This window comes from Vibrio sp. 99K-1, assembly GCF_013114585.1.
Lineage (GTDB): Bacteria > Pseudomonadota > Gammaproteobacteria > Enterobacterales > Vibrionaceae > Vibrio > Vibrio chagasii_B.
Genome location: NZ_VTXF01000005.1, coordinates 101,248 through 122,185 on the forward strand (window position 1 = coordinate 101,248; position 20,938 = coordinate 122,185).

General features: G+C 44.2%; 17 protein-coding genes. 5 read left to right on the top strand and 12 right to left on the bottom strand.

Annotated elements, in window-relative coordinates:
- Nucleotides 1-258: 258 nt before the first annotated feature.
- Nucleotides 259-1,878, top strand: a complete 1,620-nt coding sequence (locus F0228_RS05740; RefSeq protein WP_061034055.1) for a methyl-accepting chemotaxis protein — start codon at nucleotides 259-261, stop codon at nucleotides 1,876-1,878.
- A gap of 142 nt (nucleotides 1,879-2,020) precedes the next feature.
- Here F0228_RS05740 and F0228_RS05745 read toward each other — a convergent pair whose 3' ends face one another.
- The gene (locus F0228_RS05745) at nucleotides 2,021-2,911 is read right to left on the bottom strand and encodes a mechanosensitive ion channel domain-containing protein (protein ID WP_061034054.1); all 891 of its coding nucleotides are present in this window, start codon (nucleotides 2,909-2,911) and stop codon (nucleotides 2,021-2,023) included.
- A 1-nt stretch (nucleotide 2,912) separates the two neighbouring features.
- Nucleotides 2,913-5,258 carry an AAA family ATPase gene (locus F0228_RS05750; RefSeq protein WP_061034053.1) on the bottom strand — a complete coding sequence of 782 codons (2,346 nt, stop codon included), beginning with the start codon at nucleotides 5,256-5,258 and terminating at the stop codon, nucleotides 2,913-2,915.
- A gap of 461 nt (nucleotides 5,259-5,719) precedes the next feature.
- Here F0228_RS05750 and F0228_RS05755 point away from each other — a divergent pair, with 461 nt between their 5' ends.
- Nucleotides 5,720-7,303: an ABC-F family ATPase gene (locus tag F0228_RS05755; protein ID WP_008217915.1), complete on the top strand. Its 1,584-nt coding sequence runs from the start codon at nucleotides 5,720-5,722 to the stop codon at nucleotides 7,301-7,303.
- Nucleotides 7,304-7,476: 173 nt separating this feature from the next.
- Here the strand turns inward: F0228_RS05755 and F0228_RS05760 are convergent, their stop codons facing one another.
- From F0228_RS05760 to F0228_RS05805, 10 genes are all read right to left on the bottom strand, one after another.
- Nucleotides 7,477-9,366, bottom strand: a complete 1,890-nt coding sequence (locus F0228_RS05760; RefSeq protein WP_171731171.1) for a methyl-accepting chemotaxis protein — start codon at nucleotides 9,364-9,366, stop codon at nucleotides 7,477-7,479.
- Between the two features lie 303 nt (nucleotides 9,367-9,669).
- Nucleotides 9,670-9,774, bottom strand: coding sequence for a cytochrome bd-I oxidase subunit CydX (gene cydX / locus F0228_RS05765; RefSeq protein WP_116870564.1), 105 nt, complete (start codon nucleotides 9,772-9,774; stop codon nucleotides 9,670-9,672).
- Nucleotides 9,775-9,799: 25 nt separating this feature from the next.
- Nucleotides 9,800-10,936 (bottom strand): cytochrome d ubiquinol oxidase subunit II, encoded by a 1,137-nt coding sequence (gene cydB, locus F0228_RS05770; protein WP_171731170.1) that lies wholly within the window; start codon nucleotides 10,934-10,936, stop codon nucleotides 9,800-9,802.
- 9 nt (nucleotides 10,937-10,945) lie between these two features.
- Entirely contained in the window at nucleotides 10,946-12,562 is a 1,617-nt protein-coding gene (locus F0228_RS05775; RefSeq protein WP_171731169.1) for a cytochrome ubiquinol oxidase subunit I, read from the bottom strand.
- A 119-nt stretch (nucleotides 12,563-12,681) separates the two neighbouring features.
- Nucleotides 12,682-13,290 (bottom strand): DoxX family protein, encoded by a 609-nt coding sequence (locus F0228_RS05780; RefSeq protein WP_116870567.1) that lies wholly within the window; start codon nucleotides 13,288-13,290, stop codon nucleotides 12,682-12,684.
- Entirely contained in the window at nucleotides 13,287-14,054 is a 768-nt protein-coding gene (locus F0228_RS05785; RefSeq protein ID WP_171731168.1) for a putative DNA-binding domain-containing protein, read from the bottom strand. The genes F0228_RS05780 and F0228_RS05785 overlap by 4 nt, the downstream gene beginning before the upstream one ends.
- Nucleotides 14,047-14,913: a DUF692 domain-containing protein gene (locus F0228_RS05790; RefSeq protein WP_116870623.1), complete on the bottom strand. Its 867-nt coding sequence runs from the start codon at nucleotides 14,911-14,913 to the stop codon at nucleotides 14,047-14,049. Before F0228_RS05790 ends, F0228_RS05785 begins: the two co-directional genes overlap by 8 nt.
- A gap of 83 nt (nucleotides 14,914-14,996) precedes the next feature.
- Complete coding sequence (locus F0228_RS05795; protein ID WP_017630665.1) at nucleotides 14,997-15,311, bottom strand: hypothetical protein; 315 nt, start codon at nucleotides 15,309-15,311, stop codon at nucleotides 14,997-14,999.
- A gap of 1 nt (nucleotide 15,312) precedes the next feature.
- Nucleotides 15,313-16,254 carry an MBL fold metallo-hydrolase gene (locus tag F0228_RS05800; protein ID WP_171731167.1) on the bottom strand — a complete coding sequence of 314 codons (942 nt, stop codon included), beginning with the start codon at nucleotides 16,252-16,254 and terminating at the stop codon, nucleotides 15,313-15,315.
- A 385-nt stretch (nucleotides 16,255-16,639) separates the two neighbouring features.
- Complete coding sequence (locus F0228_RS05805; protein ID WP_171731166.1) at nucleotides 16,640-17,464, bottom strand: formate dehydrogenase accessory sulfurtransferase FdhD; 825 nt, start codon at nucleotides 17,462-17,464, stop codon at nucleotides 16,640-16,642.
- Nucleotides 17,465-17,861: 397 nt separating this feature from the next.
- On the opposite strand from F0228_RS05805, the gene F0228_RS05810 reads away from it, so the two are divergent.
- The 3 genes from F0228_RS05810 (at nucleotide 17,862) to F0228_RS05820 (ending at nucleotide 20,929) form a co-directional block, all read left to right on the top strand.
- Complete coding sequence (locus tag F0228_RS05810; protein WP_061034050.1) at nucleotides 17,862-18,323, top strand: DUF3305 domain-containing protein; 462 nt, start codon at nucleotides 17,862-17,864, stop codon at nucleotides 18,321-18,323.
- Nucleotides 18,313-18,960, top strand: coding sequence for a DUF3306 domain-containing protein (locus tag F0228_RS05815; RefSeq protein ID WP_171731165.1), 648 nt, complete (start codon nucleotides 18,313-18,315; stop codon nucleotides 18,958-18,960). Before F0228_RS05810 ends, F0228_RS05815 begins: the two co-directional genes overlap by 11 nt.
- Before the next feature lie 301 nt (nucleotides 18,961-19,261).
- Entirely contained in the window at nucleotides 19,262-20,929 is a 1,668-nt protein-coding gene (locus tag F0228_RS05820; protein ID WP_061034048.1) for a 4Fe-4S dicluster domain-containing protein, read from the top strand.
- The last annotated feature ends 9 nt before the right edge of the window (nucleotides 20,930-20,938 follow it).

The following is a 20,938-nucleotide window of genomic DNA, read 5'->3' on the forward strand; positions in this document are numbered from 1 at the left end:
CCTGCTACGGCTATCGTTTGATGGTTGTCCTAGCTCGCTTGGGCTGTTGTTTTTACATTCAGCCCAAGCACGAAAATCCCGCACTACTAAACTATCACCAATCAAACCTCAACCTCTGCCTGTTTGACCTATACCTCTTTTTGATTATGTAACACAGTGTATATTTAGTGTTCTTGATGCATATCATCTGAACTGTACAAAATTTTGATAACTTGGTCGAAAATCCATAATCAAAACAAATAATAAAGTCAGTCAGCTATGAAATTAAGTAACTTATCTATCAAGTCAAAACTCGCCTCAATTGTCGTTCTATCGGTTGTACTGCTAGTAATGGCATCTACATTTAACCTCATGCAGCAAAGAGCCAGCTCTATGGAAGAGCGGCAAGATAAGCTCAGTGCTCAAGTTGAAACCGCAGTAAGCTTAGCCGGCTATTACTACAGCCAACGTAGTGTACTAGGTGAAGAAGTCGCAAAGGAGCGAGCGCTACAAGCCATTAAGACGCTTCGTTATGACAACACCAATTACTTCTGGATCCTTAACCAACAACTCAACATTATTAGTCATCCGCTCAAACCTGAGCTTAATGGTACCAACGCAGGTAATTTGAAAGACGGAGCAGGAAAGCACCATTGGCGTGAAATGGTGACGATCTCACGCTCACCTCAAGAGAAAGGCTTTCTCGATTACCAGTGGATGAGCCCTCAAGGTGAACTCAAAGATAAAATCTCTTACGTACAACTCTTCCCTGAGTGGAACTGGATTATTGGCTCAGGAATACTGGTCGCTGATATTCAAGAGGCTTTCTACGCATTAGCACTTAAAGAAGGCATGGTCGCAGTTGTTTTATCAGGCTTACTGTTTGCGATGGGTTATGCGATTTCAAATAACATAATCGTCCCGCTTAACAAGCTTATCGATAACACGCATAAAATTGCCGATGGTGACCTTCGTGTTCGCATGAATATGACACGTAAAGATGAGTTGGGCGATATGAGCCACCAGATCGACACCATGCTCGACAAACTGCAAACAACGCTTCGTACAGCAAACGAGTCTGCGGATCTGTCTAGTAATATGGCAAGTCATATCGCGCAGGCCAGTGAAGAGGCAGCAACCAGTGTGAATTCGCAACATGCACAGCTTGAACTGTTATCGACCGCAATGACAGAGATGAGCGCGACCATTTCAGATGTCGCGATGAATGCAGAAAACACCGCTGCGAGTACCAACAAAGTGGTCGATCACGCTAACCAAAATGATGAAAACATGCAGGTAACCGCAACGACCATATCTCAAGTATCTGAGAACATTTCAACTGCAAATAACTTGGTCAGAGATCTTCAATCTGGTGTTACAGAGATAAGCCAAGTGGTTGGTGTGATTCGCGATGTGTCTGAGCAAACTAATCTACTAGCGTTAAACGCCGCTATCGAAGCGGCACGTGCAGGGGAACAAGGGCGCGGTTTTGCTGTAGTTGCTGATGAAGTTCGTAACCTAGCAAGTCGCACGCAAAATTCTACCAACGAAGTGCAATCGACCATCGAGAAGCTAACACAACAAGCCGAACGTACATTTAATGCTATGCAAAGCAGCAACGAAAAAGTGGACCACAGCGTGGTTGCATCTAATGAGACACGCCAGCAACTCGATGTGATTGTGAATGAGCTACACAACGCCAATGATATGGTCTCGCAAATTGCTGCTGCGTCCGAGCAGCAGAGCACAGTAGCAACAGAGATGAGTGAGAGTGTTACTGGTATTCATTTGGCCGCTAACGAAGTCCTACAGGCTTCACAATCGCTGGCTGAAGACAGTCAGAAGATGGCAAACACCACTGAACATCTCACAGAACAGTTGAAGTACTTTAAGGTTTAGCGCTTTTCACCAGAAACTTATGGAGCCATAGAGCGGTAAAATTAATAGCTGTTACATAGGCGGCAACCATAAAAAAACACCTCCAATCTTATTCAAGTGCGGAGGTGTTTTTGTTTCGAACAATCGAGTAATCAACCTAAAGCTATGAGTGAGCAGCCACCGAGATTTTAGGTGGGTTGATGTTGTGTTTCTTAAACTCTTTCATGACACGAAGCGTAATATCTGTCTCGAACAGTTTCTCATAGGCTGTATCCACCACATAAGCTTTACAGGTTAGCTGTATTGCTAGGTAGTTGTCAGTAATGGTCTGTTTCACCAACACCGTCACAGGCTTAGGTAGGTGGATGTAACGGCTTGATGAGGCCGCTTCCTGTATCAGATCACGGGCGAGGGTGATGTCCTCATCCATACCGACGTAAAACGGAATCACCACCTGCATATCCAGCGCGCCATAGTTACCACTGGTGGTGACTTCGTTTAAGAACTTGTTGTTTGGAATCGTGATGATGTCGTCATTCAAAGTTCTCATACGTACCGAGCGTAAACCGATAGTAATAATGTCGCCGTAGTTACCTTCAAACGTGACGCGGTCACCGACTTGAAATGGTCTGTCAATCATTACGGTGATACCCGCGATGAAAGAGGCCGCCAAGTCTTTAAGCGCAAAGCCGACCGATACGGCAAGAGTACCGCCAATCAGAGCCAAGATTTGGTCGTTGATACGGAAACTCATCATGAACACGATAAGACCCGTACTCACATAAATGAAGAACTGCATGAACGATTGAAGCTTTTGCAACAGCATTCGATATTGAACGAACTGACTACCAAAGCTCGTCACCATTGAGTTGATGAACTTCAATAATAACCACATCGCTGCAATGACTATGATGGAGAAGAACACGCCACTCCAACGAACCAAGCTCGCGATCTTAGAGATGTTTTCTACATTGGCTAACTCTTCTGTCGCATAAGTCGGGAAACTTACCGCCGTTGCCAAGCCAACAAATAATAGGACAAATAACTTCTTCATTTTACTTCACCAATAAATGTTGACGGTCGAGAACGTTAGTAATGTGTCGGAACCAGTGGTCGGAAATTTTCGCCTTGTCTTCATTCCAACCAATGTAACCACGGCTTTCAAAATAGCGAAGAATACCGGTGACTTCAGCAATACTTAGCTGAGTACACTCTGATAGCACCTCGGTAGACGCGATCTCTAACTGAACGATAGAGCGAAGGACCGCCAACATTGGTTTTGGCATGTTCTCTAGTTCTTGCGCCTCGGGTACGTGGAACAGCCTTACCACCGCTTGGTCTGTCTCTTTATTTCTATTTAAAGAGAGACGGAAGAAGCGCAGTGCAACGGTTGGGTTACCATCGGAGTAGTGCCACAAGATACGATAGAAACCTTGGCGCGCGCGCTCTTCTTCGCTCATGTCATCTTGGTCCCACTGTTTTGGTACCACTAAACCATCAAACGACAATGGCTTATCGAGTTCAGTATTGATACGGCTGGTTAGCAACTCGCCAACTTGTTTCTCAGTCCAACGTGGAAGGAAACAAACCAAATCAAACAATAGACGCTCGCCACGAGCTCGGTCGACAAATCGCCAGCTAGACTTGGCAATCGACATCACGATTCTGTGGTTCTTCTTCGAACGACGAAGTAAGTTAGTTAATCGAATCAGATCAGAAAGACCACCAACCATTGGTTTAACTAGGCGCTGGGCATTATCAATTGCAATCAGATAAGTCGTTTCGCTCTTACGAAGATGTGCCAAGATTTGAATCTCAGTTGCGTCTTCTTCTAAGCCGATGCTTACTGCTAGGTGACACAGTAATTCTTGGTAACCCGCGTAAGGGCAACTAACGTAAATTGGTTCTGCATTCGATACCTTGTGCAGTAGGGTATACAGAAGCGTTGTTGCACCCACGCCACGTTCACCCGACACGATACAAATCGCTGGGCTGTCAGACATAAGATAACGAGACAGTTGTTTTACTTCATCGCCTGCATAGTCAATCAGCTCGCTGTCGATGGATCCAGGTAGAATGTATTCGTATGTCTGATCGCCTTTAATACGCACTAAGTTTTTCTGATTCTTATCAAGGTCAGACTGCTTAGCCACTTCAATCCTAAACAGGTAAGCCAGTGCTTGACTGAATACTGTGTAGTTCGAAAGCAGTGACATGATGCGATGCTGGAAGTGATAAACACTCAACCAAGCAATACCAAGCGCAGTCGCGATGATATTAAGTAAAAAAGTATCTTGGCGATTCACGGCCCAATTAACCCACACTGGGCGATCAGAGATATGTTCTAGGCTATTGAATACCTTCGCTCTCCATAATCGAAGTACCGAGATGGTCACCAACACAAACCAAAAGAATAGAACGCTGTAAATCCAACTGTAGATGGTGCCTTTACCCAGCGTGATGCTTGAGATTTGCAGAATCACACCAGCAACAATGAAACTCCATACGTAACGGCGAATCGTTGAAAGGCGTAGCGCAATGACTTCTTTGTTTGAGGTACGTCCCATGCGGTATGCAAACTCAAGAATGAAGCTGATTGCGATCGAGCCACCTAAAATCCACCACGTGAAGATCTCAAGGAATATCAGATGTTGCAGGCTAGGGATACTTGATAGCACACGCAGAGACAGGGTGATAGCAATTAACCAAGCAATGGCTCTATCCGCACGGCTCACATACCAAATTAAACGAATCAGGAATGGAGGGTTTGGCTTCGCTTCGAGCAGGTTAACGCGAAACAGTTCGATCAACCTTTTACTGTTCGCTAACCACCACACCAGCGCAAAATAGATGAACAGCACTTTTAACGCTGCACCAATCACAGGCACCGGGGAAATGAAGATGTCTTTAATAAGCGCTTTGAAGCTGCGTATTTGGAAATACACCAAGTATTCGACGTTTAGCTTTGTCAGTTCCCACTCTTGTTTGAACTGGGTAACACCGTAAGGACCAAAACCGGTCAAGCGTTCTCTGTTACTTGTGGTGCTTTGCTCCAATAAGTGCTGCTTGCTCACATTCAAGCTGTTCAACGTGACGTAGCTAGACTCTACATCGAACCACTGTTTTGGCTCGCTGTTTTCTCGATAAGCCTTGAGTCGTTTATCGAACGTTGCGATTTGCTGATTCTGAACACGGAGCACTTCAGCGAGCAACAGATTTACCTTGCGCTTATCTGACGCCTCCATAAAAAGAGGGTCGGGAAGCTCATCGATACGATTACTCAGATCTTGGGCAATGTCAGAGACCTGAGGTTGTGATTGTAAGTCATATTCCAAGTTGGCATGACTCGGCCATGAGAGCATGGCTAATATGAGGAATAAGAAGCGCGGTAATGAACGCATAAAAGTCTCTTAGAATTATGAGGTTAGGATTACTATAGTTAGATAATCGAGCTTTGTGAAATCTCATGCATTAATGAGGGCGAGTACTTTATCCCCGAATCTTGGTGTTTTGTCATGAAACTGTCAGGCGTTAGACTAGTATTTGTGCATTAGAGGGTGTTGTGAATAGCTATGTATAAAGAAGCTTTGGTTGTAACGGGTTGTTATGCGATATATTAAATTATTTATAAGAGATATGTCTTTATATAAGGCGGATTTTACTCAGTGGCTCAATACTTTATATGTTGCACAGTTTGGCTATTTATCGCTCTATAAATAGAAATCAAAAATGTGAGTTATCTCAAACTATGATTTAGCTAGGTTATCGCTCACTTATTAGCGGGTAATTGCAATCAATACTTGCAGTTAAAGCCCTGAACAAGTAACGTTGCGGCGTTTTTCACATTAAAAAGGTAAAGGCATTGATCTCCACAGCAAATATCACCCAACAATTCGGCGCTAAGCCACTTTTCGAAAATATTTCAGTTAAGTTCGGCGAAGGTAACCGTTACGGTTTAATCGGCGCGAATGGCTGTGGTAAATCGACGTTCATGAAGATCCTATCTGGTGAACTTGAGCCGAGTGCTGGTAACGTAAGCTACGATCCAAACGAGCGCGTTGCAAAACTGAACCAAGACCAATTCGCTTACGAAGAATTCTCGGTAATCGACACAGTTATCATGGGTCACAAAGAGCTTTGGACTATTAAACAAGAGCGTGACCGCATCTATTCTTTGCCAGAAATGAGCGAAGAAGACGGCATGAAGGTAGCTGATCTTGAAGTTCAATTCGCTGAGATGGACGGTTACATGGCAGAAGCGAAAGCGGGTGAGCTTCTTCTTGCTGTAGGTATCGAAGAAGCATTGCACTTCGGCCTAATGAGCGAAGTAGCACCTGGTTGGAAACTTCGTGTGCTTCTAGCACAAGTTCTGTTCGCAGACCCGCACATCATGCTTCTTGACGAACCAACGAACAACCTGGACATGGATACCATCAAGTGGTTGGAAGATACGCTAAACCAACGTAACTGCACAATGATCATCATTTCGCACGACCGTCACTTCCTAAACTCTGTTTGTACGCACATGGCTGACCTTGATTACGGTGAACTTCGCCTATTCCCGGGTAACTACGATGAGTACATGACGGCTGCGACTCAAGCGCGTGAACGTCTACTGTCTGATAATGCTAAGAAGAAAGCACAAATTGCTGAACTTCAAACCTTCGTTTCTCGTTTCTCTGCTAACGCATCTAAAGCGAAGCAAGCAACGTCTCGTGCTAAGCAAATCGATAAGATTCAGCTTGAAGAAGTGAAAGCTTCTAGCCGTCAAAACCCATTCATTCGTTTTGAACAGTCTAAAGAGCTATTCCGTAACGCACTTGTGGTTGAAAACCTATCTCAAGGCTTCGAAGAAGACCTATTCAACAAGTTCGATGCGATCTTCGAAGTAGGTGAGCGCGTTGCGATCATCGGTGAGAATGGTGTGGGTAAAACAACACTTCTGAACACACTAGCTGGCGAACTTGAAGCTCGCACTGGTGAGTACAAGTGGTCTGAAAACTCAAACATCGGTTACTACGCTCAAGACCACGCACATGACTTCGAACAAGACATGAACCTGTTCGATTGGATGAGCCAATGGCGTCAAGAAGGTGAAGACGAGCAGGTAGTTCGTGGCTTCCTAGGTCGTATGCTATTTGGTCAAGACGACATTAAGAAATCAGTTAAGGTAATTTCTGGTGGTGAGCAAGGTCGTATGCTTCTTGGTAAGATCATGATGCACAAGCCAAACATCCTACTTATGGATGAACCAACTAACCACATGGATATGGAATCTATCGAAGCGCTTAACTTGGCTCTTGAGAACTACAAAGGCACATTGTTCTTCGTATCTCACGACCGTGTATTCGTAGACTCTCTAGCAACGCGTATCCTTGAAATCAAAGATGGCAAGATCAACGATTTCCGTGGTACTTACGCTGAATTCCTAAAAGCACGTGGCTAATCTAGACTAGTGCTTCGGACAACCGCTGTTTATAGACACCTGTAGTCTGCAGATAACAGAAAGTGTCCTTATAGAATTAAAACGCCCTTATCAGCATAAAGCGATAAGGGCGTTTTTTATTACCTACAGTTTATGCAGAGGTGGTGACAGCCCACAACAAAGTAGGCTACACATCAGTATTTAAACTGAGCCACAATCTTCTCTAACTTCACACTCACGCTCGATACCTGCTCACTACAACGCACTGATCCTGATACTACGGTATGTGTATTACTTGCTAGATGAGCGATGTCGCTGATGTTTCGGTCGATCTCCGCAGATACCATGGATTGTTCTTCAGATGCTGTCGCTATCTGACTGTTAAGGTCGAACATCTCTCCGACTTGAAAGTGGATACCTTCAATCGCATTGACCACATCTTTAGTCTGGTGCTTAACTTGTTCGGTTTGCTCCAAGCTTGCCGACATCTTAGCGACTGTCTTGGCAATGCCGGACGTTAAACCATGAATGGTCGATTCAATTTGATGGGTTGAGTCGTTAGTCATTAAAGAAAGCTCTCTCACTTCAGAGGCGACCACGGCAAAGCCTCGTCCATGATCGCCTGCTCGTGCAGCTTCAATCGCAGCGTTAAGCGCAAGTAGGTTAGTTTGTTCGGCAATTCCCTGAATCGTCGTTACCACTTGATTGATTTCACGGCTCTGTTCTTCAAGCTGCACGATTAGGTCTTGCGACTCTGCAATGTTTTCAACCAACACATTGATACTCGCATCTGTTAAGTGTGTTTCTTGTAATGCTTGATGGGCGTTATCTTTAATTTTCTCTGCATTAGTTGCGGCATTTTCTATATTGGCTGTGACCTCGTTACTGGTCATCACCAGTTCGTTCACAGCGGTCGCGACGGACTCCGATTGTTGTTTCTGTTTCTCAGCATTACTCATGCTTTTGATCGCGGCTTCTTCAGAGCTACATGAACTCTCTGTCAACACTGTCATAACTCCCGACAACTCTTTAATGTTGCCGTGCAGCTTGTTGATGAAGGTATCAAACGAGTGAGCAAGTTGAGCGAGCTCGTCGTTACCTTTAGCGTTCATTCGCACCGTTAAATCACCATCGCCATTGGCAATCGACTCCATCATCACGTTTATCGCTTTGATACGACCCAAGATATTGCGACCGATGAACACCAACAGCAAAGAAAGCAACGCAACAATAGCGGCGCCAAACAGATGCAACATATTTTGTGTGTGCCTAACTGCCACTGTAATTGCATGGCTTATCTCATTCTGCACTTCTTCAATGGCTTGTTCCGTTTTATGGACATTGCTACGTAATGCGCCTCTAAGCCCCAACTCTGCAGACAAGCCTAGATTGCTGTTAGCGACCAACAGAGTTTCAACTGCAGCCTTATATTCGGAATAGGCTTGTTCAGTCGCAATCGAGGTTTGGGAGTAGGGTTCAAAATCAACAAGAGCATTGGTTAACGCCGCATTCGTTTGGCTATTAATATGTGCGAGGTAATGGAAGTCTTTTTCGATCAGCTCTAACAACGCAAGTTCCAGTGCCAAGCTTGATTCTGATTCGATTGCTGATTTCAGCGCTGTTCTTTTTCCATCAAGAGCGGCGACAAAGCCCAAAGGTGGGGTTGTACGTTCAATGTCGTTCACTTGATTGACGATCTGGTGGAACTGTTTCTGGTACTGATGAAGGGTATCGGAGATCTTGGTCATTTGCTCGGTCAGGTGAAGTTCGTGCGAGGTGAGAGTTTGGTTCAACGTCACCAATCTTTGATTCAATATGTCGGCGGTTTTATCGAAACGCTCTGCGTATTTTTGATTGTGGCGAGACAAGAAGTCTTTCTCATGTCGCCTAAGCGTTAATAAATCTACTGAGCTTCTGAGGTTTTCGGTCGCAGCGATCTCCAATGATTCCAATTTGTCTAAGCTGAGTTGCTCGTAGACGGCATAGATAAAAACAGAAATAAACAGGGTGAGGTTGATTAAAATAAACTTACTGCGAATAGAAAGAGACAGCAGAGGATGCTTAGGTTCCGATGGATTACTCATGGTTAATTCCCTTTAAGCCGGTGACGTTGATATTCATCTCTAATTTGTATTAATAGATTCATTAAACTGATGAATATGTAACTAATAGCTTATTGGGGTGTTAAATCAAGATTCATTTAAGGAAAAGCTAATTCAAGAGATAGGACCTGCAGGTTTAGATGGTACGAGTGGCTCATGTACGATCAAAAAAAGCCTCCATTTCATAGCGAAACGAAGGCTTTCCACAAACATTAGCGGGCAATTTTCAGTATAAAAAATGAAAACAACATACCCTATGTTCGTTTATATGAAACGAGTTATCCGTTAATCCGTCTCATCTAGAAGGTCTGTGTTTTCTAACCATAGCGCATTAATGATGCCAAATGCGCAAGCGAGCAAGATTCCCAGAACCCAACATAAATACCACATAAGTTATCCTCTTGGTTCGCCAAAATTAATACAGCGATGAACTGTTATCATGAATGTATTTACTGTCTAAGCGACCGAACATCTTGTAGTAACACCAGATTGTGTAACCCAAGATAATAGGCACAACGATGACCGCAACAACAGAGATAATGCTCAAAGTCAGTTGACTAGAGGTTCCGTCCCACAACGTCAAACTATGAGAAGGTACCAAGCTAGATGGCATGATCATTGGAAACAAAGCGACGCCCGCGGTTGTTATAATGCTTGCAATAGACAAGCTTGAAGATGCAAAAGCTAATCCTGCACGGTTCAGTCGAGTCATTAGTGCGCAGCTCAACATCCCAATGATGCCTAACGCTGGGATAATCCAAAGTACGGGATCAGTTTCGTAGTTGTGCAGAAGTAAATCATCAAACTTCACAACATGCTTCAGTAATGGATTTGAAACCGCATCCGTTACGACTGGACTAGTGATGAGATAGCCTGGCAGGGTGTAGGCAAACAAACCGCCCACAGCAAATAACCCAGCAGTAGTGAGTGCCATACATATAATGACTCTCTGTGCTCGCTGTTTTAAATCGCCCGTTGTTTTCATTTGTAAAAATGCCGCGCCTTGCGTCACAACCATAGCCAAGCTCACTAGACCGCATAATAGCGGGAAGGGCGTAAGTAGATCCCAAAAACCACCTTGGTACGACATCATTAGCAACTCGTTAAATTCAAACGGAACACCAATTAATAAGTTGCCGAAACCAACACCAAAAATAACTGGAGGAATAAAGCCGCTGATGATCAGTGCAATGTCACAGGCTTTTTTCCATTGTGGATTGTCGATTTTTGCACGGTAGTCCATACCTAATGGTCTCAACCACAAGGTCGCGAGCACTAATATCATTGCTAAATAGAACCCTGAAAACGCGGCGGCGTATATTGCTGGCCATATAGCGAATATTGCGCCACCTGCCGTTACTAGCCACACTTGGTTACCGTCCCAGTGAGGTGCTATGGAGTTAATCATAATTCGTCGGTCGACTTCCGATTTTCCAAGAACAGGGAGTAGAGTTGCGACTCCCATATCAAAACCGTCAGTGATGATAAAACCGATCAACAACACGCCAATTATTGCCCATGTAAACAGGCGAAGACTTTCGTAATCAAACATCTGAATTCCTTAATGAAGATCAATAGATTTATCTAACTGATTCGTAGTGTTGTATTCCAAAGAAGATGTTGGCTCGGTATGCGTTCTCTCGTGGTGATAACGGCCGGTTTTTAACGCGCTCGGGCCCATTTTTGCGAACTTGACCATCAGGAACATTTCCACGATTAAGAACAAGGTGTACAAGAGGTAAACCAAAGCAATAGAGAGCCACAAACTTGAAGCGGGTAGGTTTGAAGCCGCCATATTTACTGGGAGGATTTCACCAATAGCCCAAGGTTGACGACCATACTCAGCAACAAACCATCCGGCTTCACAGGCAATCCATGGTAGTGGTATCGCACATACGGTTGCTTTCAACAGCCAACGATTCGTCCCAATCTTACGACGGCAAATCTGGACGAATGAAAGCCCAATGATCGCGAACATCAAGACACCACACACCACCATGATTCGGAAACTCCAGAATAGCGGGGCAACCGTAGGAATGGTGTCTTTAGCGGCCTGCTTGATTTGGCTTTCTGTAGCATCCACCACGTTGTCACTGTATTTTTTAACCAGCAACCCATAGCCGAGATCGTGCTTAACCGATTCAAAATCATCGATATTTTGTTGTGATTTATCACCAGAGCGTAGTTTTTCTAATAGTCCATAAGCCAAGATACCGCTGCGCACTCGTTCTTCATTTTTTGCTAATAGATCATGAATCCCTATAACAGGTGTATCTAAAGAACGCGTTGCGATAATCCCCATCACGTAAGGGATTTTAATAGCGTAGTCTGTCTCCATGGTCTCTTGGTTTGGGAAACCGAACAGAGTGAAAGAGGCCGGTGCTTCTTCAGTGTGCCATTCAGCTTCGATAGCGGCCAGTTTCACTTGCTGAACATCACCTAACTCATAGCCAGACTCATCACCAAGCATCACGGTTGAAACAATGGCAGCCATACCAAAGGCACTCGCGATTGCAAATGAACGACGAGCGAACGGCAGATCACGACCTTTCAACATGTAGTAAGCACTGATACCCATGATGAATAATGCGCCGGTGGTGTAACCCGCGGCAACGGTGTGCACAAACTTCACCTGTGTCACAGGATTAAAGATCACCTCTATGAAATCTGTCATCTCCATGCGCATGGTTTCGAAGTTAAACTCGGCACCAACAGGGTTTTGCATCCAACCGTTGGCCATCAAAATCCATAGACCAGAGAAGTTAGAACCTAAGGCTGTTAGCCAAGTCACTGACAAGTGCTGACGCTTAGATAACTTGTCCCAACCAAAGAAGAACATGCCGACTAAGGTGGATTCCAAGAAAAACGCAATCAAAGCTTCTATCGCGAGCGGCGCGCCAAAAATGTCACCCACGTAGTGAGAGTAGTACGCCCAGTTAGTACCAAACTGGAATTCCATGGTTAAGCCGGTTGCTACACCAACCGCGAAGTTAATACCGAACAATTTACCCCAGAACTTAGTCATGTCCTTGTAGATTGTCTTATTGGTCATGACATACAGCGATTCCATCACTGCAAGTAAAAAGGAGAGTCCTATAGTGAGCGGAACGAATATAAAGTGATAAAGCGCGGTACTCGCGAATTGAAACCGCGACAGATCGACGACATCTGTAAGCATAAAAACTCCTTCCCGCCACGTGTGTGACGGGTAAGATAATGGAAAATAAAATGATAATTAGAGAGAACTAATTAGGAGGTTACATATAGCGCTATGGCGTTAGACGTAATTGGGTTTGATTACCAACGAAGTGCTTTGTCTTGCTTTTTAGAGAACTTTTTACGTAGCCAGTAATCAGCACTTACGTAGCGACCGCCACCGAAGACAAGAAGAACCAACAGCATGACAAAATAGGTGCCTGCGAACTCCATACCGTTATTCAGCATTACTGGGTCGCCAAGCTCAGTGATGTAGTTGTAGCGACCAGGGAAGTTAACAGACAACCATTCGATGAAACCATTCAGTCTAATGGTCGCTTCCATACCGCCAGTCGCAATCGCATCCCAACCGTGTTTCCAGTGAACCATTGCACTCGCTACGCTCATCATGAAAATCATTGGAATCGAGATAAAGCGAGTAAACAGACCTAACGCGATACAGATACACCCAAGCACTTCGGTTGCTGCCGCTAGGAATGCCAGTAACTCAGGAAAGGGAAGGTTAAGGCCTCCATCGGCTGCAGAAGCCCCAAACCATGCAACGGTTCCTGAGAAGCCAAGTACCTTTGAACGAGCACCCACATAAATCACTGGAATCAAGTAAAGGCGCACCAAAAGCAGTGCTAAGTAATCGTATTGTTTGCATTTTTCGACGATAGCGTCGTACCAGTTGACGGCTGACTTAATCATAAATTTTCTCCTAAAGAGTGAACGCCAATCAGCTCAATGTCACTGAAGTGTTCAACCCAATTAATAAACTCGAATCTCGCCAATTGTTGAGCAATTATTTGTTTTGTATTGGCTAGAGATTGATTTGGCTGTTGTTGGATCATTTGGATAATCGCAACATCGATTTCTCTAAGTTTTATGGTATTAACGCGCTGGTTTGAGTCTCGGTACATCGCGTAATACACCGGGTGGCGCCTTTGTGTCAGAAACGTCAGTGACTCACCATGAATCAGGAAAGGCACCTGAACGAGATTCATTGTTTGATTCACTGACAGCCCTAACTGAAGCTGTTGTCCATCCTCTCGAACGTCACATGTACACGTAACAGGTAACACTTTTTCTGTTGAATCAATCTCAACGCAAAACGCACACCACTCATATTCAAGAACTGCCAAGTGGTCTGTTGATAGAGCGTGGGCTGCGGTCAAGCGACTGCCATACATGGCTTCGGTTCGGCGTTGAATAAAGCTGACAAACTCAGTCGCGATATGGTGAAACTCCGGCTCAGAGGCGTAATGCACGACCACAAACTCATCCACCAATATCAGTAGTTGGTCTTGATCGACTTGCTGACAAAACAACGGGAAGGTGTTGTTTAATACCCCAAACACGTTATCTCTAATGAATTCGCTGTATCGACACACGGTATTGTCTTCAAGAGGCGAACGTATCAATGCGGCCAAAGCTTGTGTTTGCGTTACCATTGAGCTTGGTGGGTTATGCATATGACAACTCCTGCTCGATAGGGCGATGAGTTACACCCGCATCCAAGATCTGACTGTGTACATCTCGTAGCTCTTCTGTCAGCACAACCAAAGGAGGCACGTTGTTGTCTCGTTCGAGTAACAAAGGCTTGCTGCCATGAAGTGCAAAGGTATAACGTGCCAGGTCAATCACAGCCTGTTGTACTTCCTTACCGTGGGTATCTAGCAGCGATTTGTCACTCTCTACAAGATGCCCAGCAATGTGGTAGTAGCGAATCGCATCACTTGGCAGCGTCTTGATCATCTCAGCCGCATCGAAATGATGGTTCTGGCTATTCACATACAGGTTGTTGATGTCGACAAGCAGCTCACAGCCACTACGCTCAGCAATATCAGCGATAAACTCACCCTCAAGCATCTCTTGTCCGTAGTTATGGTAATAAGAGATGTTCTCCATCACCAAAGGACGTTGGATGATGTCTTGGACTTGTTTAATTCTGTCTGCTAAGTAGATGATATTTTCCGCTCGACGTGGCACGGGTAACAGTTCATACAAATACCCTTGGTTATCGCGAGAAAAGCTTAAATGTTCGCTATACACCTCGATATTTAACTCATCGAGAAATTGACCAACTTGACGAACAAACTTCGTATTTAGCGGTTGGCAATCCCCTATAGACAAGCTTAAACCGTGTGCGATCAAAGGGTATTGCTTCGCTATATCCTGTAGTTGTTCACGCTTTAGTCCGCCTAAACTCATCCAGTTCTCTGGTGCTAGCTCCAGGAAATCGATATCAGGGTGCTTTGGGGAACGAGCGAGCAGTTCTATGTGCTCACTGCGTAATCCAATGCCTTTGTCTGTATTCTGAATAGTTCGCACTTTATGGTTTAACTCTCTACTTGAAAGGGCTCGGTTATTTGATGCTAGAGCCTTAGTTTTTAACGCTTTAGTTTCATGTGTTTCTACTGGCCACATACTCCACCTGTTACCTTGCTGTTCGCCAATATGATGCGTTCTTTACTCGGTGAAATACCTTCAGCCGTTAAGCCACACTTACCATCACGAGCACGCACCAGGCGATCTTGCGGGTCGCTAGTAAGTTCAGCCTTTTCGAAACGTTTTTCGGTACCACACTTACCGGCTGCACATTTGCCCCCATGACCAGATGATGCTTTTGCCTCAACGGGCGCTTCTGGTGGCGTATCTGCAAATGCCATCGCAGAATGAAGACTAATTGCAGAAGTAATTGCGATTGAAAGGGCGATTTTATTGTTCATATTATTTCTCCTTTACGGCAGACATAGGGAAGCTTGCGAGGTCGCGGCCAGACATAATTGGCCCATCGTAGTATTCACGAACGATTTTCACAGATTCTGATTTAAGCTTGAGTCCTAAACCCATCCAGTGGTTGAGCACCAACATTTTCGGATTGATCTCTTGAGCAATCTTTCCAACGACAGAAGGCTTAGCGTGCATGAAGGTAGAAACACCATCGGCTTGTTCATGAATAGCCATTGGCATCATCATGATGTCAGCGCCACGAGCGAAGTCTAAGAAAGCAGGGTTGCTACCATTTTGGTCTGCTGAAATCACCATCACGCCTTCTTCACTTTCGATTCGGTAAGCGAGACAAGGCACATCACCATGAGGGATACCCAGAGCGGTGATCTTCAAACCATCCTTTTCATAAACGACGGTTGGCACTGTCGATTGGTAATCAACATCGATAAGGTTGACTGGGAATAGGCCATCGGTTCCATCGTATAAGCCAGCAAGATAAGCGTATGCGCCGTGGTCAGGGTCAAAGTTCGCTGCGAAGTAACCATTTAGGCTTGGGAAGGCTGAACCAGCGGCTGGGCCTGAAATCTCCAATGCCTTTTCACGCTCAAAGAAATAGCCACCTTTAAGTAGCGCAGGAACGTCATTTACGTGGTCGGTGTGAAAGTGAGTGATCCCCATAAAATCTAAGTCTTCAAGCTTTGCGCCTGCTTGACCGAAGCGAAGATAAACACCGCCGCCGGCATCAATCATGATGCGTGACTTTCCTTTCCACCAAATGATCTCTCCTGAAGATGCACGTAGGTCATCCGAGATAGGACCACCCGAACCAAGGATCTGAAGTGTGAAATCGGTATCAACAGGTTTCACTTCGATGGCATAACTGTTTGCTGCTAACGTCAATCCGAGCGCTAACGCGAGTGCTTTTAATGGCTGTTTCATATTGTTATCCAATTCTTTGTTTCTTATTCGTTTTTCTTTGATGTGAGCATTCAAAGAAGTGAAACTTTCGCCAAGCGGCACGTTGGGTGCGTGCTTCGTTCTGTTCACGGAGCACAAGATAAAGAATTGTTAACGTTTGGTATATCTAGTAATTTTGAAATTAATGTTCAATCAAACTTAACAAGAATGATGGAATAGTTTATGAGATAGAAAAGTGTTCAACATAAGAACAAACTAAGGGTGTTTAAGCGATCAGTGGGAGGGTATTTGATTAGAAAGTAAATTTGGCTAGGGGCTAGATTGGTCTAAAAACTGAAGAATATAAAAAAGGTGCAGCTGATACTGCACCCATAACAAATTAACTAAGCACGAGTTAACTTTACGTTTACTGCTCGCCTTTCACATCGAAATCTATTTTGTCTGCACCAGTAAACACTTGGAAGCGCAAGCCTTTAGCACGAGCAATCGTTGTTATGCCGAACCTCTGAGCTAAATCTAAGCCCATTTGTGTGACGCCAGAGCGTGACAGTAGAACAGGGATTCCCATCTGCGCTACCTTAATCACCATTTCAGACGTTAGGCGGCCTGTGGTGTAGAAGATCTTATCTCCGCCATCTTCTTTGTTAAGCCACATCTCACCCGCTAGGGTATCAACCGCATTGTGACGGCCTACATCTTCCACAAACGACAACACTTGATCGTCTTTGCAAACAGCACAGCCATGAACCGCACCCGCTTTCTTGTAGGTGTCGTTATAATGAGTCAGCGCTTCTAGAGCCGTATAGATTTCAGATTGCTTAATCTTGGTTTGAGGCACTTGGTAATCTTCCAATTGCTTCATCACGTTGCCATACATGGTACCTTGACCACAGCCAGACGTTACGGTCTTCTTCTTCAGTGCTTGTTCAAGTTGGCTCGTATCTTCTTTAGTAATAACCGCTGCAGAACTGGTTTCCCAATCGATAATGATTGATTCAACGGCTTCTGGATCAGACAGGAAGCTTTGGTTTTTCAAGTAACCCAAGACTAATGCTTCTGGGCGTGAGCCTAATGTCATCAGCGTTACGATCTCTTTCCAGTTCAACATCACGGTAAGAGGGCGCTCGCACGCAATTTGTTTCGTTAGCTTTTCGCCATATTCATCAAACACTTCAACTTCGATGGTCTGAAGTGGGTTTTCACTGGTTTTTATTATGTTTGGTTTTACCACAGTCACGTCCTACTTAATGAGATAGCGATTATAAGGGATAAGAAGTTAGGCAAGAGTCATCATACGACTCTTTAGAATACATGCGTTATCTGTCACTTAGTCATTCTTAGCTTTAACTCAAGCATTTAGCAATTCTCATTCCAAAATAGCGGCTATTCGAGAAAACATGAAGCATTCGATTAAAATAGCGCAAAATATGAGAGTTCACCGAGACTAACTGTCTCAAACCAGCGCAATCGACTAACGTTATAGGGGTAACTTTACGACAAACGCACTAAAGACGGAGCAGGACTTAAAATGTATTGGCGTGTTTATTGCTTTGTAGAGGGTATATGATTATGCGAAGTACAAAATGTCCTACGTACGATCAGAATAAAGAAAATCAATTGGGTGCAGTATGTCTGAGATAAAAGAATTCCAAGAACACTACGAAAAAACAGAATCAGCTTGGCCAATAGGTGTCCAAAGAATAGAGAAAGAGATCAAAACGGGCATTTGGGTAACGACTCAATGGGAACTCATCGGTTTTGAATTATCACCTGAACATGAAACCCCAGACGTATGTTTGCTCCAGTTACACAAAGACGAACGTACCGACTACCGCTTCAATCTAAGCTCTCAGCAACCTAAGCTATTCTTAGTTATGGATAATGTTGACTCCGGTAAGCCTATTATTCAATTACTGACGGCGTCACAAACAGTCGCAGGCCAGTACATGGACGGAGATAACCAAGTATTGTCTTACGACATGCCTTTACCTGTACAAGCGTGGATGGAAGCCTTTATCGGTCGTCATGGTGAATTATTAGAAGCGAGACGCAAGAAGCGTAAAGGGGCAGGTCGTTCTAATGGCAACTAACTTTTTTAGCCGTTGGTCTCAACGAAAGCTCGATGAATCGACTGATAAAGCGCGTGAAGCTGAACAGCCTCTTGAGGAAACCTCGGTTACCTCTCCTGAGTCTGCTTCTCAAACACCCACCTCTGCTGAAGAACTCGCACCAAATGACCCAGCTCCTATCGAGCCAACTAACGCTTTAGGAGAGTCAGGTGACACTAAAGAGTCGGCATCAGAGGCAACTGAAGAGCTGTCTATGGCTCAATTATTGGTATCAGAAGCATCAGAAAGCGTAAAAAAAGCCGCATTACGTAAGTTATTTCTCTCAGAAGAGTTTAACGTACGTGATGGCTTAGACGATTACGATGACGATTATAGTAATCTTAAGTCACTTTCTGAAGGTGTCGCTGAAAGCTTACGTGATTGGGTAAAAGAGAAGGCAGAAGAAGAAACGTCAAGCGAACAAGAGCAAGTTACTGAAAATAAAGAAGAAGTTTCAGTGAGCAACGCTGAAGACGCGGAATCAGATCTTGTTGAAAGTGACGAAATTACGGGACAACAAAAAGAACTGTATAAAAACACAGTACCGGTTGGTTTCGACACCGATGCTATCGAAAATGACCCAAAAGAGGTGGGACAAAATATACCACACAAAGAATAGGTACATTTTGACTAAACACTCAATGAACCGCTTGCGACAAAATGTCCCAAGCGGTTTTTTTATTATCAAAATCGATTTAAATTTAATCTAATCCATTGAAAATATTGAATTATTAAATTGGCACGGCATTTGCTAAAACTAGTCCATTATCGACTTTTTTGTAGATAACTCGCGTAAACTTGATGAGTGAATGAATAGTTAACGAGACCATACGTTGTTAACTGAATACTCAGCAAGTTCTCCAACGCTAACTACAATGAAGATTGAACAGATTATCCATATCCAAAAATGGAACTGAGCAATGCTTAAACAATTATTAGAACAAGCAACTTCAAATAACGCAAAGGCGAGGCTGTATGCGTTTGAGAATACCGTTGAGTTAACAAACCTAATTCCACCGACAGTAAGTTATGAAAGTGGTGGTAATACGCTAATTATTGGTCCAACTGCGATCATCGAAAGTGCTGCGGCGCAATTGCCTCAGTTAACAAGCCTGACACTACTTTCAACAGACGGTGCGAAAGCGACCAACACTGAGTCAGAGCTTTACTACGCAAATGCTGTTCAGGTTTCAGGGTTCCTTGGTACGTTCGAAGTTCTAATCGAAAACAAAGGCCTAACCAATAACCTTGCAAAAGTAGCAATCAATCATGACTGTTTTGATGTGGTTTTGGACTTATGTCTGAATAGCTGCATGACTGAAGAAGTGCCTGTTCCTGGTTATTACCCAGTAGGTCGTGGTTATCCAAAACTAGCTGAAGCGTTAGAAGAAATTCCTACGTTAATGGGCACGTTTGATAAGCCTAAGTTCTTCCGTTTGGACACAGACCTATGTGCACACAGTTCTCGTGGTGTTAAAGGTTGTGAGCGTTGTGTTGATGCTTGTCCTGCTGGCGCGCTTTCAAGTGAAGGCTCAGATAAGACGGGTCATAAGATCGAGATTAACCCTTACCTATGTCAAGGCGTGGGTACTTGTGCAACGAGCTGTCCGACAGAAGCTATCTCTTACGCATTACCTAACCCTGACGATACTCAAAAATTCATTGAACGTACGCTAGCTAACTATGAGCAAGCGGGTGGTCTGGATCCAATCGTACTTATCTGTAGCTCACGTCATGAAACTTACAACGTGATGGCTCTTAAAGCGCTACCAGATAACGTGATTCCAATTGTCGTAGAAGAACTGCCATCTATTGGTATCGATACTTGGTTTGCAGCATTAGTTAATGGCGCGACTCAAGTTCTGTTTGCGGCATCCCGCTTTATGCCAGAAACGATCATTCGTGTTCTAAATAACGAAGTAGGGATTGCACAAGAACTACTAGATCAAATCGGTATTCCAAAAGAAACCATCGATATTCTGTACTTAGAATCTCTACGTGAAGGGCCTCCAACACTTTGTGTGGATTCATTCGACCTTGCACTTGGCGATCTTCAAGGCAACAAGCGCCAACGTCTATTTACAGCACTTGATGCGATGTCTTCAGCTCGTATTCCTGTTGAAAATATTGTTGAGCTTCCGTCAAACGCACCTTACGGCAACGTTTCGTGTGATAGCAAAGATTGTACGTTATGTATGAGCTGTGTGGCTGTGTGTCCGACACGTGCACTTCATACCGACGGGGCTTCTCCATCACTTAAATTTGTAGAACAAGACTGTATTCAATGTGGCTTGTGTGAAAAGGCATGTCCTGAAAATGTTCTGACTCTTACGCCTCGTATGAACTGGGTAAAAGAAGAACGTCAAAAAGCAGTTGTGATTCATGAAGAGAAAGCTGCGGAATGTGTACGTTGCCATAAACCATTCGCACCTCAGTCTATGATTGACATGTTACAGAACAAGTTACGCGGTCACTCTCACTTTTCAGATGAAGCAGCGATTAATCGTATTGCTATGTGTGAAGACTGCCGTGTGGTGGATATGTTCGATTCAATGGCTCAAGACCCATTGAAACAATTGAAATACTAGGAGTTAGCC

Excerpts from the sequence above, each read along its gene's own strand:
- F0228_RS05740 (WP_061034055.1), top strand. The coding sequence starts at position 259 with ATGAAATTAAGTAACTTATCTATCAAGTCAAAACTCGCCTCAATTGTC.
- F0228_RS05745 (WP_061034054.1), bottom strand. The coding sequence starts at position 2,911 with ATGAAGAAGTTATTTGTCCTATTATTTGTTGGCTTGGCAACGGCGGTA.
- F0228_RS05750 (WP_061034053.1), bottom strand. The coding sequence starts at position 5,258 with ATGCGTTCATTACCGCGCTTCTTATTCCTCATATTAGCCATGCTCTCA.
- F0228_RS05760 (WP_171731171.1), bottom strand. The coding sequence starts at position 9,366 with ATGAGTAATCCATCGGAACCTAAGCATCCTCTGCTGTCTCTTTCTATT.
- cydX (WP_116870564.1), bottom strand. The coding sequence starts at position 9,774 with ATGTGGTATTTATGTTGGGTTCTGGGAATCTTGCTCGCTTGCGCATTT.
- cydB (WP_171731170.1), bottom strand. The coding sequence starts at position 10,936 with ATGTTTGATTACGAAAGTCTTCGCCTGTTTACATGGGCAATAATTGGC.
- F0228_RS05775 (WP_171731169.1), bottom strand. The coding sequence starts at position 12,562 with ATGCTTACAGATGTCGTCGATCTGTCGCGGTTTCAATTCGCGAGTACC.
- F0228_RS05780 (WP_116870567.1), bottom strand. The coding sequence starts at position 13,290 with ATGATTAAGTCAGCCGTCAACTGGTACGACGCTATCGTCGAAAAATGC.
- F0228_RS05785 (WP_171731168.1), bottom strand. The coding sequence starts at position 14,054 with ATGCATAACCCACCAAGCTCAATGGTAACGCAAACACAAGCTTTGGCC.
- F0228_RS05795 (WP_017630665.1), bottom strand. The coding sequence starts at position 15,311 with ATGAACAATAAAATCGCCCTTTCAATCGCAATTACTTCTGCAATTAGT.
- F0228_RS05800 (WP_171731167.1), bottom strand. The coding sequence starts at position 16,254 with ATGAAACAGCCATTAAAAGCACTCGCGTTAGCGCTCGGATTGACGTTA.
- F0228_RS05810 (WP_061034050.1), top strand. The coding sequence starts at position 17,862 with ATGTCTGAGATAAAAGAATTCCAAGAACACTACGAAAAAACAGAATCA.
- F0228_RS05815 (WP_171731165.1), top strand. The coding sequence starts at position 18,313 with ATGGCAACTAACTTTTTTAGCCGTTGGTCTCAACGAAAGCTCGATGAA.
- F0228_RS05820 (WP_061034048.1), top strand. The coding sequence starts at position 19,262 with ATGCTTAAACAATTATTAGAACAAGCAACTTCAAATAACGCAAAGGCG.